10 protein-coding genes and 1 tRNA gene are annotated in these 12,329 nt (G+C 55.5%); 6 read left to right on the forward strand and 5 right to left on the reverse strand.

Translation table 11 applies throughout. The features are described from left to right. Positions 1 to 47: 47 nt before the first annotated feature. The 3 genes from serB to mfd form a co-directional block, all read right to left on the reverse strand. The gene (serB, locus tag RMR24_RS04480; RefSeq protein ID WP_310613884.1) at positions 48 to 764 is read right to left on the reverse strand and encodes a phosphoserine phosphatase SerB; all 717 of its coding nucleotides are present in this window, start codon (positions 762 to 764) and stop codon (positions 48 to 50) included. A gap of 24 nt (positions 765 to 788) precedes the next feature. Then, a complete protein-coding gene (locus tag RMR24_RS04485) occupies positions 789 to 1,832 on the reverse strand; it encodes an STAS-like domain-containing protein (protein WP_310613885.1) in 1,044 nt (347 codons plus the stop codon). 99 nt (positions 1,833 to 1,931) lie between these two features. Continuing rightward, on the reverse strand, positions 1,932 to 5,417 hold the full coding sequence (gene mfd, locus RMR24_RS04490; RefSeq protein ID WP_310613886.1) for a transcription-repair coupling factor: 3,486 nt from the start codon (positions 5,415 to 5,417) through the stop codon (positions 1,932 to 1,934). Between the two features lie 58 nt (positions 5,418 to 5,475). Between mfd and ispD the strand changes: the two genes are divergently transcribed. Together ispD and ispF are read left to right on the forward strand one after the other, a co-directional pair. Then, entirely contained in the window at positions 5,476 to 6,186 is a 711-nt protein-coding gene (gene ispD, locus RMR24_RS04495; RefSeq protein WP_310613887.1) for a 2-C-methyl-D-erythritol 4-phosphate cytidylyltransferase, read from the forward strand. 27 nt (positions 6,187 to 6,213) lie between these two features. Further along, entirely contained in the window at positions 6,214 to 6,696 is a 483-nt protein-coding gene (ispF, locus tag RMR24_RS04500; RefSeq protein ID WP_310613888.1) for a 2-C-methyl-D-erythritol 2,4-cyclodiphosphate synthase, read from the forward strand. On the opposite strand, the gene RMR24_RS04505 is transcribed toward ispF, so the two are convergent. Together RMR24_RS04505 and RMR24_RS04510 are read right to left on the reverse strand one after the other, a co-directional pair. Further along, positions 6,690 to 6,938: a hypothetical protein gene (locus RMR24_RS04505; RefSeq protein ID WP_310613889.1), complete on the reverse strand. Its 249-nt coding sequence runs from the start codon at positions 6,936 to 6,938 to the stop codon at positions 6,690 to 6,692. The genes ispF and RMR24_RS04505 overlap by 7 nt on opposite strands. A gap of 276 nt (positions 6,939 to 7,214) precedes the next feature. After that, positions 7,215 to 7,997, reverse strand: coding sequence for a 3-hydroxybutyrate dehydrogenase (locus tag RMR24_RS04510; protein ID WP_310613890.1), 783 nt, complete (start codon positions 7,995 to 7,997; stop codon positions 7,215 to 7,217). 61 nt (positions 7,998 to 8,058) lie between these two features. Here RMR24_RS04510 and RMR24_RS04515 point away from each other — a divergent pair, with 61 nt between their 5' ends. The 4 genes from RMR24_RS04515 to rimO all read left to right on the forward strand — a co-directional run bounded on the left by RMR24_RS04515 (position 8,059) and on the right by rimO (position 12,260). Then, positions 8,059 to 10,254: a bifunctional (p)ppGpp synthetase/guanosine-3',5'-bis(diphosphate) 3'-pyrophosphohydrolase gene (locus RMR24_RS04515; protein WP_310613891.1), complete on the forward strand. Its 2,196-nt coding sequence runs from the start codon at positions 8,059 to 8,061 to the stop codon at positions 10,252 to 10,254. A 31-nt stretch (positions 10,255 to 10,285) separates the two neighbouring features. Continuing rightward, positions 10,286 to 10,362, forward strand: a tRNA-Val gene (locus RMR24_RS04520). A 72-nt stretch (positions 10,363 to 10,434) separates the two neighbouring features. Beyond that, entirely contained in the window at positions 10,435 to 10,881 is a 447-nt protein-coding gene (gene phaR, locus RMR24_RS04525; protein WP_310613892.1) for a polyhydroxyalkanoate synthesis repressor PhaR, read from the forward strand. A gap of 8 nt (positions 10,882 to 10,889) precedes the next feature. Next, complete coding sequence (rimO, locus tag RMR24_RS04530; RefSeq protein WP_405023308.1) at positions 10,890 to 12,260, forward strand: 30S ribosomal protein S12 methylthiotransferase RimO; 1,371 nt, start codon at positions 10,890 to 10,892, stop codon at positions 12,258 to 12,260. Positions 12,261 to 12,329 lie beyond the last annotated feature (69 nt).

Genomic DNA, 12,329 nt, shown 5'->3' on the forward strand with positions numbered 1-12,329 from the left:
CGGCATGCAGTAGGCGACACCATTGCTTCTCTCGTTTGGCTTGGGCGTTACGCTTTCACCACTTCAAGCAAGCGGTCCAAGCCGCCTTCGTTGATCGCCACCATCGCTTGCTCGCGCACCTTGGGTTTGGCGTGGTACGCCACCGACAAGCCCGCTTCGCCCATCATCAGCAAATCGTTCGCGCCATCGCCCATCGCGATGGCCTGTTTGGGGCTGATGCCCATTTGTGCACAGATGTGCAGCAGCATCTTGCGCTTTTCTGCGCCGTCACAAATGTCGCCCCAGTCTTGCGTGACCACATCACCCGTGAGGTGGCCGTTGTCAATCGCCAGCACATTGCTGCGGGCGTAGTCGATGTTCAACATTTCGCACACGCGGTCGGCAAAGAAGGTAAAGCCACCGCTGACCAGCAACACTTTCATGCCGTGGGCTTTGCAGGTGTCCACCAGTGTTTTGGCGCCAGGGTTCAAGCGCAGGCGCTGTTCAAACACCTCGTACAAAGCGGCTTCAGGCACGCCTTTGAGCAGGGCCACGCGGCGGCGCAAGCTGTCTTTGAAATCAGTAATCTCACCGCGCATCGCTGCCTCGGTGATGGCTGCCACTTCGGCTTTGCGGCCTGCAGCATCGGCGATCTCGTCAATGCACTCAATGTTGATGAGCGTCGAGTCCATGTCAAACGCGATGAGTTTGAAGTCTTGGAGTTTCAGGGGAGCGGTGAAGCCTTGGATGGCAAGGCCGGGGGCGAATTGATGGGCAGCTGACATGAGAGAAGAAGGAAGTTTATTTTTTTAACGCTTGCCAAACAAACTTACCAACTGCGAAACCTCGGGTGTCATCCCCGTGGTCTTGAGTTGGATGTGTGGGTGGGCTACTGCAAATACGCGAAACACCTCGTCTACAAAGGCTTGACCAACGTGGACCACGCCTTCAAAGTCAAGGATGACGGTTTTGAATTGGGTGGCACGTTCCATGACCCATTTTGCCTGTGAGCGTGATACCAGCTCACTGCTCAGCTGGGCTAAGCGCACTGGAATTTCGGTGGTGTGAAACGCTTCTGAGCCCACTTCGTTGGGCTCAAAGTATTTCAAATACACGTCGTTTGGTGTGCGTGTGCTGTTGAGCCCGATGTCCATGCGCAGTACAGTGCGTGCCTCTAAGGGCTTCAGGCAAGCAGCTGCATCCATCCAGTCAAAGGCGGGCAATGGTTGATGGGTTTCGTGAGGGTCAAAGTGCAAGCCGCAAGACTCAATGGCAAAACCATCCATCATGCGTGACGACACAAAAATACCCATGCCCGAGTGGCCTTCAGGAGCTGTGGTGAATTTACCTTTGGCCAGTTCGAGAATGGCGAGACGTGGGTCAAACAAATGCGCTGATTCTGTGATCTTGCCAAAGATACCTACGCCATCATCGGCCACGACCATTTGCAAATGGCCATCATGCACATGTACACCCATGGCGACTTGCTGAGCTTGCGAATGGTCCAGGGCGTTGTTTAGCATTTCGGTGAATGCGGTGTTGGCAAGGCTTTTGACGTTAGTTTTTTGGTCTGAAATGAGGGGGGCGACATGGCGCTCCCACACGGCCATTTCTCCGCCTTGGTTCAGGATGTCAATGCGTTGCAAGACGCCTAGCCAAAAGCGGCTGTTGCCTTGGCTGTAGGTTTGTCGTGTGCCTGTGCCGTGGCGTTGCAAGTAACCTGCATCAGCTAGTTTTTTTAGTCGCCTAGAAACGGCGACCCGCGACAAGCCAGTTTGCTCGGTGGCAAGGCTAGCCAACGCACCGCCTTGGTTGGCGCAGGCGAGGATGATTGCATCGTGTAGGTCTAGCATTTGTATCTTGGCGACGTCTTTTTTGGTTATTTATTGTATCGTCTAAGTTTTATTATTGTTTCGTTAGTCAATTTTCTGGTTAGGTTGCGCCTGAGTGTTTCACGACTGAGCCTCAGCCGCTTTGGCGATGGGCGCAGTGGGTATGCCCAACGAGCGCAACACATCGCGCACCATTTGCGCACGGGCTTTGGGTTCAGGTAGCTCACGCTCGATACGCAGACGGTCATTACCGGCTAGCTTGATGTGCTTGTTTTTTTGCACCAGCTCGATGATGCGCATGGCGTCAAACGGCGGGTTCGGTTTGAAGCTGATGTGGGTCACACCCGGTGCAGCATCAACCTTGGTGACACCATAGCTGCGGGCTTGCACACGCAGGCGATGCACATCGATGAGGGTTTGGGCTTGCGCGGGCAGTTTGCCAAAGCGGTCCACAATTTCTTCCAGCAGTGCATCAATTTGGTCGCCCGTTTTAGCCGTGGCTAATTTTTTGTAGAAAGACAAGCGCAGGTGCACATCGCCGCAGTAGTCGTCAGGCAGCAGGGCGGGGGCGTGCAGGTTAATTTCGGTGGTGGCGCTCAGGGGGCTGAGCAAGTCTGGCTCTTCGCCGTTCTTTAAAGCGCGCACGGCTTCAGACAGCATTTCGTTGTAGAGCTGAAAGCCAACTTCCAGCATGTTGCCGCTTTGGTTTTCGCCCAGTACTTCGCCAGCGCCACGAATTTCAAGGTCGTGCATGGCAAGGTAGAAGCCTGATCCGAGTTCTTCCATTTGCTGAATCGCATCCAACCGCTGCGAAGCTTGCTTGGTCAGACCCTGTGTGTCGGGCACCATGAGGTAAGCATAGGCTTGGTGGTGGCTGCGGCCCACGCGACCGCGCAGCTGGTGCAACTGAGCCAAACCAAACTTGTCGGCGCGACTCATGATGATGGTGTTGGCGCTGGGCACGTCAATGCCTGTCTCGATGATGGTCGAGCACAACAAGATGTTGTAGCGCTGGGCCACAAAGTCGCGCATGACACGTTCGAGTTCGCGCTCAGGCATTTGGCCGTGCGCCACGGCAATGCGGGCTTCGGGCAGCAGCTCTTCTAGCTGTGCGCGGCGGTTTTCAATCGTGGCCACATCGTTGTGCAAGAAATAGCACTGGCCACCACGTTTGAGTTCGCGCAAGACGGCTTCACGAATCACACCATTGCCTTCGTTGCGCACAAAGGTTTTGATGGCGAGGCGGCGTTGGGGTGCAGTGGCAATGACGCTCAAATCGCGTAGGCCTTCGAGGGCCATGCCGAGTGTGCGAGGAATCGGCGTGGCGGTGAGCGTGAGCACATCCACCTCGGCGCGCATGGCTTTCATGGCTTCTTTGTGGCGCACGCCAAAGCGGTGCTCTTCGTCGATGATGAGCAGACCCAGGTCTTTGAACTTGACCGACTCACTCAGCAGCTTGTGCGTACCCACCACGATGTCGACTTGGCCCTCGGCCAATCCTTTGGCAGCAGCGGTAATTTCTTTGGCCGAACGGAAACGGCTCATCTCGGCAATTTTGATGGGCCATTTGCTGAAGCGGTCCACCAAGGTTTGGTAGTGCTGCTCGGCTAACAAAGTGGTGGGGGCCAATAGCGCCACTTGCTTGCCACCGGTCACTGCCACGAAGGCGGCACGCAGGGCAACCTCGGTTTTGCCAAAGCCCACGTCGCCACACACCAAGCGGTCCATCGGGCGCGGGCTGATCATGTCTTGCATGACGGCATGGATAGCGGCGCGTTGGTCGGCGGTTTCTTCAAAGCCAAAATCGTTGGCAAAGGTTTCGTAGTCTTGCGGTGAGTAGCGGAAAGGGTGGCCTTGGCGTGCGGCGCGGCGGGCGTAGATGTTCAGCAGTTCGGCGGCGGCGTCGCGCACTTGTTCGGCGGCGCGTCGTTTGGCTTTGTCCCACTGGGCTGAGCCGAGTTTGTGCAGCGGCGCTTCGTCGGCGCTCACGCCGGTGTAGCGACCAATTAAATGCAGCTGGCTTACCGGCACATAGAGCACGGCGTTGTCGGCGTATTCGAGGTGCAAGAACTCTTGCAGCGCGGGTGTACCGTCGGCGTTTTTCTCGCCCAAGTCCATGTTGATCAGTCCACGGTAGCGGCCAATGCCGTGGGCGTTGTGCACTACGGGGTCGCCCAAGTTGAGCTCGGACAAGTCTTTGATGAGCGCTTCGACATCGCTCACTTGTTCTTGTTTTTTGCGGCGACGCGTGGTGGCACCCACGGCAAACAACTCGGTCTCTGTGATGAGGTCTAAGCCAGCTTCGGTCCAGCTAAAGCCCACTTGCAATGCTGCAGTGGCGATGCCGATTTTTTCGGCGCTGCCCTCGAACTCGGCCAGCGAATCAAACGCTGGCGGGCTGACATTGGACGAGCGCAAGAAGTCGAGCAAGCTTTCGCGACGGCCATCGCTCTCGGCCAAGATGAGCAAACGGTTGGCTGTTTTTCCCGCGTGTGAAATCAGCTTTTGCAGCGGGTCTGCGGCACCACGCACTACGGTGAGGTCAGGCAGGGTTTGGGCAAACGCGTTGTCGATCACGTCGGTGACGTGCGGGCGCAACGCAAATTGGGCGTAACTGTTGGCCGTGGCGTAAAACTGCTCGGCGCTTAAAAATAAATTGGCGGGGGGCAATGCGGGGCGCTCTGGGTCGCCCTGTACGAGCCGGAAGCGGTCTTGGGTGTCTTGCCAAAAGCGTTGGAACACGGGCTCTAAGTCGCCGTGTAACACCACGGTGGCTGATGTGCCCAAGTAGTCAAACACCGTGGCTGTTTCTTCGAAGAACAAGGGCAGGTAGTACTCAATACCTGCGGTGGCCACGCCGTTGCCAATGTCTTTGTAGATGCGGCTCTTGGTCGGGTCGCCATCGAGCATTTCGCGCCAACGGTTGCGAAACAACGCACGCGCAGCGTCGTCCATGGGGAACTCGCGGCCTGGCAGTAAGCGCACTTCGGGCACGGGGTAAAGGCTGCGTTGGCTGTCGGGGTCGAAGGTGCGGATGGAGTCGATTTCGTTGTCAAACAAATCGACGCGGTAGGGCACCAGCGAGCCCATGGGGAAGAGGTCAATCAAGCCGCCGCGCACCGCATATTCGCCGGGGCTGACCACTTGCGTGACGTGCGTGTAGCCCGCCAGCGTGAGCTGTGATTTGAGCTTGGCTTCGTCTAGGGCCTGTTTGACTTTGAAATGGAAGGTGTAACCCGCCAAGAAAGCAGGCGGAGCCAAGCGGTACAGAGCAGTGGTGGCTGGAATCAGCACCACATCGGCATCGCCTTGCGAGATGCGCCACAGTGTGGCCAAGCGTTCGCTGATGAGGTCTTGGTGGGGCGAGAAGCTGTCGTAGGGGAGTGTTTCCCAGTCGGGGAATAGCACGCAGCGCAAGTCGGGGGCGAAGAACGCCATTTCGTCTTGCAGGCGCTGGGCATCCACCGCATCGGCGGTGATGATGGCGACGCGTTGTTGTTTGGCTTTTTCGCGCGTGCCCAGTTGTGCGAGCAGCAACGCGTCCGCAGAACCGACAGGGCGGGGCATGGCAAATCGTTTGCCGGGACTCAATGAGGGCAGGTGCATTGGGGTAATTCTAGAATGGGGGCTGGGCTTTCTTGTCAATGAGGCTCAAACCTATTCAATGCCCTTACACACACCTACCCCTACTCGTTTCTTTGCCGTCATTCCTTGTGCGGGTTTTGGCAGCCGTGCGGGCTCGTCAAAACCTAAGCAATACGAGGCTATTTTGAGCTTACCCATGGTGGTGCACACGCTCAAAGCCTTTGCAGGCGTGCCACGCATCACGAAGGGCGTGTTGGTGTTGGCTCCCGAAGATGTGCACATGGATGGTGTGTTGGCTGCGTACCCGCAGCCTTTGTTTGCAAGCTCTCGCACGGGTGGCGCGACACGCGCAGAGAGCGTGCTGGCTGGTTTGCGTGAACTGGCCAAGCAGGGCGCACACGACAACGATTGGGTGCTTGTGCATGACGCCGCACGTTGCTTGGTGACGCCTGAACAGATCAATGCCTTGATCGACGCCTGCCAAGACGACGCGGTCGGTGGTTTGCTGGCCCACAGATTGGCTGACACCTTGAAGGCTGAGGTCAATGGCCGCGTGGCTCAAACGGTGGACCGTGAGGATAAGTGGTTGGCCCAGACGCCGCAAATGTTTCGCATAGGCGTGTTGCTCAAAGCCTTAGAACACGCAGATGCAGCGGTGACGGATGAAGCCAGTGCCATTGAGGTGATCGGTCTGAGCCCACTGCTTGTGCCCGGCAATGCGCAAAACTTCAAGGTGACTTATCCCGAAGATTTTGCTTTGGCCGCCGCTATTTTGAATTCGCGTCACTGACGCATTGATCGATTGAAAGACCTCACGATGACCGTACCTACATTTCGAATTGGTGAAGGCTGGGATGTCCATGCTTTGGTGGAAGGCCGCCCGCTCATATTGGGCGGTGTGCACATCGCGCACACACATGGTTTGCTAGGACACTCCGATGCTGATGTACTGTTGCACGCGATTACAGATGCGTTGCTGGGGGCTGCGGCACTGGGTGATATCGGGCGACATTTTTCGGACACCGATACAGCCTACAAAGGTGCTGACTCGTGGGTGTTGCTGCAAAAGACAGCTCAGATGGTTCGTGCCGCTGGTTTTGAGATTGGCAACATCGATAGCACCGTGATCGCGCAAGCGCCTAAGCTGGCTGCGCACATGCCAGCGATGTGCCAGCGCATTGCGCAGGCATTGGATATCGATGTGTCGCGCGTAAATGTGAAGGCCAAGACAGCCGAAAAAATAGGCCCTGTGGGGCAGGGCCTAAGTATGGAAGCTCGCGCTGTAGCGTTGATCTATTGATGGCTGGAAGGCTTTGGATCTAAGGCCGCCAAACCTTCTACGACTTCACGCACCACGCGGCGGTGTTCTGGCTGCAAAGCGAAGTAGCGAGAAATCAACTGTTGGTCGACCAGGTTGATGCGCTCGTCTTTCAAGGCTTCATCTGCGGGACGAGGCGGCGGTGTACCAAACAACAATCCCTCGGGTGAAATCTTGAGCCACTTTGACAAGACAAGGAGTTTGTCTTGTTTTGGGATTGACACACCCATGAGCCAATTGCGAGCAGCGTGTGAGGAGATTCCCTCTCCCCAGTATCGCAAGTTGAACTCGTTTGCAATGACGGTTGCAGAGACTCGTACCCCAGCGTCTTTGAGAGCGGTGCGAAATCGATCTGCGAACTTGTGAGTTACTTTTGGGTAGATTTGTGTCATACCTCGAAGGTAAGTGAGATTTGGCTTTGATGTTTTAATTATAAGTAGAAAAATATTTAATTTTAATATTTAAGTGCTTATAAATAAGCCAAATCTTCACGAGCATTTTTACTGTGCGGTCCAGCCGCCATCCATATTCCACGCCACACCGCGCACATTGTTTCCAGCCTTGGAGCAGAAGAACACAGCGAGTTCACCTAACTCTTCAGGTGTGGTGAATTGCATAGAAGGTTCTTTTTCACCCAACAGCAACTTGATAGCCTCGTCGTTGGAGATGTTGAGGGCCGCAGCTTTGGCGTCGACTTGCTTTTGTACCAGTGGCGTCAGCACCCATCCCGGGCAAATGGCGTTGCAGGTCACGCCTGTGGTGGCGTTCTCTAGCGCTGTGACCTTGGTCAAGCCGACGATGCCATGTTTGGCGGCCACATAAGCTGACTTTTGTGCAGAGCCGACCAAACCGTGAACAGAAGCCACGTTGATGATGCGCCCCCAGTTTTGTTTTTGCATATAAGGCAGAGCCAAACGCGAGGTGTGGAAAGCGCTGCTAAGGTTGATGGCGATGATGGTGTCCCAGCGCTCGACGGGAAAGTCTTCGACTGAGGCAACGTGTTGAATGCCCGCGTTGTTCACCAAAATGTCGACGCCGCCAAAGGTGTCGGCTGAAAACTTCATCATCGCTTCAATGTCAGCGACTTTGCTCATGTCTGCGCCGTGGTAGCTCACTTTGACGCCCAATGCGGCTACTTCGGACTTGGGGCCTTCAGCGTCGCCAAAGCCATTGAGAATGATGTTGGCACCTTGGCGTGCCAATGATTTAGCGATGCCCAGACCAATGCCACTGGTTGAACCCGTGACCAATGCTGTTTTACCGATGAGTGTGTGTTCAGACATTTTCAAAACTCCATGCATTACGATGAGAAACCTACAGACATTATGCGGTTCAGCGGCTTACATGAAACATAACGGAGAAACGCAGCGCACGTCGCTCTTGAGCGCCTCGCTGCAAGACTTGCCAGAGCACCCAGAGGCGTTGACCCGAACGCGTGCGTTTGCACAGCCTTTACTGATAGGCACAGTGTTGGACACGGGCGAAGATACGTTGGCGCATGCTGACGCGGTCACCGCCATCCTGTCTCAAATTGGCGGCTCTGAAGCCATGCAAGCAGCGTGTTATTTGGTCTACGCCGCTGAGCATTTGCAAAAGCCAGAGGAGGTGATTGCCAAAGCTTTTGGCACGAGTTATGCCGAACTGGCGCTAGAAACAACGCGTTTGATTCGCGTGCAGCGCCAAGCGCGTGCGGTAGCTGCTGAGTCTCAGATCGCCGCGCTACAAACCGAGAACGTACGCAAGATGCTGTTGGCGTTTTCGCGCGATCTGCGCGTAGTCCTGCTGCGCTTGGCGTCGCGTTTGCAAACCTTGCGCCACTTTGCTGCCAGCAAACAGTCCGTGCCGCATAGCTTGGCCTATGAGTCATTGCATGTGTTTGCTCCTTTGGCCAACCGTTTGGGTATTTGGCAAATCAAATGGGAGATGGAAGACTTGTCTTTTCGCTTCCTCGAGCCCGAGACCTACCGAGAAATTGCCACGCTGCTTGACGAAAAACGTGTGGAGCGAGAAAACTACATGGTGGCGCTGCGTCAAGGCCTAGAGACGGAGCTCAAAGCACAAGGCATTTCGGCGCAAGTGGCTGGACGACCTAAGCACATCTACAGCATTGTGAAAAAAATGCGCGGTAAGTCGCTGGACTTTTCACGCGTGTTTGACGTGCGTGCTTTGCGAGTCGTCGTGCCTTCTGTACCAGATTGCTATGAAGCGCTGAGCCTGGTGCACACCAAGTTTTCGCCCATTGACTCTGAATTTGACGACTACATCGCCAAACCTAAATCGAACGGCTATCAATCGTTGCACACGGTGGTGCGCGATGCACAAAGCCGTCCGATTGAAATTCAAATTCGCACACAACAGATGCACGACCATGCCGAACACGGTGTGGCCGCACACTGGGCCTATAAAGAAGCGGGCACCAAGGGCTACGCCGGGGTCAGTGCCTCCGGCGATTACGACGCCAAGATTGCGGTGCTGCGTCAGCTCTTAGCGTGGGAGCGGGAGTTGTCGGCTGGTGCACAAAGCCAAGCCACCACCGATGCATTGAGTGACCGCATTTATGTATTGACGCCAGACGCTGCCGTGGTGGAGTTGCCTCAAGGCGGTACGCCGATTGACTTTGCCTACACCTTGCACACCAACCTCGGCCATCGTTGCCGTGGCGCACGTGTGGACGGGGCCATGGTGCCACTCAACACGCAGCTGAAAAACGGGCAGACGGTGGAAGTGACCGCCATCAAGGAAGGCGGCCCCTCGCGAGATTGGCTCAATGTCGAGTTGGGCTATTTGGTCAGCTCGCGTGCGCGATCGAAAGTGCGTGCATGGTTCAACGCGCAGGCCATGCAAGAAACAGCGGCCAAGGGTCGCGAGGCAGTGGAAAAGCTGTTGCAGCGCGAAGGTAAAACAGCGATGAAGCTGGATGACTTGGCGTCGCAGCTAGGCTTTAAATCTGCCGAGGCCCTGTTTGAGTTGGTGGGTAAAGACGAATTCTCTTTGCGCAACATCGAAACTCTGTTGAATCCGCCAGCCACCGTGTTGGATGCAGACGACTATGTGCGTCTGAAAAAAGCAAGGCCCGTTGGTAAAGCCGCTAAGAGTGGTGTGTTGGTGGTGGGCATTGATTCATTGCTCACGCAACTCAGCAAATGTTGCAAGCCTGCTCCGCCTGATGAGATTAGGGGTTTCGTGACACGCGGCAAAGGCGTGAGCATTCACCGTGCCGATTGCGGCAACTTCCGCCAAATGGCCATCCGAAGTGTGGACCGCGTGATTGAGGTGGATTGGGGACAGTCTGCTTCGGCGCAAGCCTTGGTGTATCCGGTGGATGTGAACATTGAGGCCTTGGATCGTCAGGGCTTGTTGCGCGATATTTCGGAAGTGTTTGCCAAAGAAAAGATGAACGTCATTGGCGTGCAAACCCAGTCTGTGAAAGACTTGGCGTGGATGACCTTCACCGTAGAGGTCGGCGATTCGCGGCGCTTACAAAAAGTTTTGGGCTTGGTCAAAGAAGTGCGTGGGGTTCGCACGGCAAAACGCCGTTGAAGTCTGCTATACTTTCAGCTTCGAACAATGTAGGCGCGTAGCTCAGTTGGTTAGAGCACCACCTTGACATGGTGGGGGTCGTTGGTTCGATTCCAATCGCGCCTACCATATTGTTCCCCGTCAAGCCCGGCACTGTTTGAACAGTACTGGGCTTTTCTCTTTCAACGGGAGCTGACTTCGATGAGCAGCAAAAAATCAACCGCTTCAGATGACACGCCAGTCCGCGTGATCAAGAAGTACCCCAATCGCCGCTTGTATGACACCGCGTCATCCAGCTATGTGGCCTTGGCGGACATCAAACAACTGGTGATGCAAAACACGCCCTATCGGGTGGTCGATGCCAAATCGGGTGAAGACCTGACGCGTAGCATTTTGTTGCAAATCATCTTGGAGCACGAGTCGGAAGGCTCACCCATCTTGACCGAACAGGTCTTGGCTAACATCATTCGCTTTTATGGGCATTCGATGCAAGGCTTCATGGGCTCTTACCTCGAGAAGAACGTGCAAACGTTCATGGACAACGTGCCGCAACTGCCCCTCGTGCCCACACTGATGAGCGGCTATGCCGAGCAATTGCAAAAACAAACAGAACACATGATGGATGTGATGGGACTGAACCGTAAATGACTGAAGTAATGAACGCACCTAAAGTTGGTTTCGTGAGCTTGGGCTGTCCCAAGGCTTTGACCGACTCTGAATTGATCTTGACGCAACTCAGCGCCGAGGGCTATCAAACCTCTAAAACTTTCGCTGGCGCTGACTTGGTCATCGTCAACACCTGCGGCTTCATTGATGACGCCGTCAAAGAAAGCTTAGACACCATTGGCGAAGCCTTGGCCGAAAATGGCAAGGTCATCGTGACAGGTTGTCTGGGTGCACGCCAAGCCGAGGGTGGCTCAAACCTGGTGATGCAAATGCACCCCAGTGTGTTGGCCGTGACAGGCCCGCACGCCACGCAAGAGGTGATGGACGCCGTACACGCGCATTTGCCCAAACCACACGACCCCTTCATCGACTTGGTGCCCAACAGCTTTGGAGAGGCGGGCGTCAAGCTCACGCCCAAGCACTATGCGTATTTGAAAATCAGCGAAGGCTGCAACCACCGTTGCACGTTTTGCATCATCCCGTCCATGCGTGGCGATTTGGTGAGCCGCCCGATTGGTGATGTGCTCAAAGAAGCGCGCGCTTTGTTTGAAGGCGGCGTGAAAGAGCTGTTGGTTATCAGCCAAGACACATCAGCTTACGGTGTGGACGTGAAGTACGTCACAGGTTTCTTTGACGGTCAGCCCATCAAGACGCGCACCTTGGAGCTGGCGCAAGCCTTGGCCAAGTTAGCCCAAACCTATGGCGCTTGGGTGCGTTTGCACTATGTGTACCCATACCCCAGCGTGGACGACATCCTTCCGTTGATGGCCACGGGCCATGTGCTGCCGTATTTGGATGTGCCGTTCCAGCACAGCCACCCCGATGTGTTGAAGCGCATGAAGCGCCCAGCCAGCGGCGAGAAAAACCTGGAGCGCATCGCCCGCTGGCGCGAGCTGTGCCCGCAAATTGTGATTCGCAGCACCTTTATTGCGGGCTTCCCTGGCGAGACCGAAGAAGAGTTTGAGCACTTGCTCAATTTCGTGCGTGAAGCTGAGATTGATCGCGCCGGTTGCTTTGCCTACAGCCCTGTAGACGGTGCCGCTGCCAACGACATTCCGGGCATGTTGCCAAAAGAAGTGCGTGACGAACGCCAAGCACGCTTCATGGCCGTGGCCGAAGAGGTGTCGATCGCCAAATTGAAGCGCCGCATTGGTTCGACCATTCAAGTATTGGTTGATTCCGCCCCAGCCGGTGGTCGCAAAGGTGGCGTGGGTCGCAGCTACGCGGATGCGCCTGAGATTGATGGTGTGGTCAAGTTGTTGCCGCCTGAAAAACTCAGCAAAGTATTGAAGGTGGGTGAGTTCACCCGCGCCAAGGTGGTGGCGACAGACGGTCACGATCTTGTCGCATTACCGATTTAAATTCATAAAAAACAAAAGCCACCTGAGAAGGTGGCTTTCATTTAACTTATATTGGTGCCCAGGAAGGGC

It is taken from the genome of Limnohabitans sp. (genome assembly GCF_031539105.1).
GTDB lineage: Bacteria > Pseudomonadota > Gammaproteobacteria > Burkholderiales > Burkholderiaceae_C > Limnohabitans.

Excerpts from the sequence above, each read along its gene's own strand:
- serB (WP_310613884.1), bottom strand. The coding sequence starts at position 764 with ATGTCAGCTGCCCATCAATTCGCCCCCGGCCTTGCCATCCAAGGCTTC.
- RMR24_RS04485 (WP_310613885.1), bottom strand. The coding sequence starts at position 1,832 with ATGCTAGACCTACACGATGCAATCATCCTCGCCTGCGCCAACCAAGGC.
- mfd (WP_310613886.1), bottom strand. The coding sequence starts at position 5,417 with ATGCACCTGCCCTCATTGAGTCCCGGCAAACGATTTGCCATGCCCCGC.
- ispD (WP_310613887.1), top strand. The coding sequence starts at position 5,476 with ATGCCCTTACACACACCTACCCCTACTCGTTTCTTTGCCGTCATTCCT.
- ispF (WP_310613888.1), top strand. The coding sequence starts at position 6,214 with ATGACCGTACCTACATTTCGAATTGGTGAAGGCTGGGATGTCCATGCT.
- RMR24_RS04510 (WP_310613890.1), bottom strand. The coding sequence starts at position 7,997 with ATGTCTGAACACACACTCATCGGTAAAACAGCATTGGTCACGGGTTCA.
- RMR24_RS04515 (WP_310613891.1), top strand. The coding sequence starts at position 8,059 with ATGAAACATAACGGAGAAACGCAGCGCACGTCGCTCTTGAGCGCCTCG.
- phaR (WP_310613892.1), top strand. The coding sequence starts at position 10,435 with ATGAGCAGCAAAAAATCAACCGCTTCAGATGACACGCCAGTCCGCGTG.
- rimO (WP_405023308.1), top strand. The coding sequence starts at position 10,890 with ATGAACGCACCTAAAGTTGGTTTCGTGAGCTTGGGCTGTCCCAAGGCT.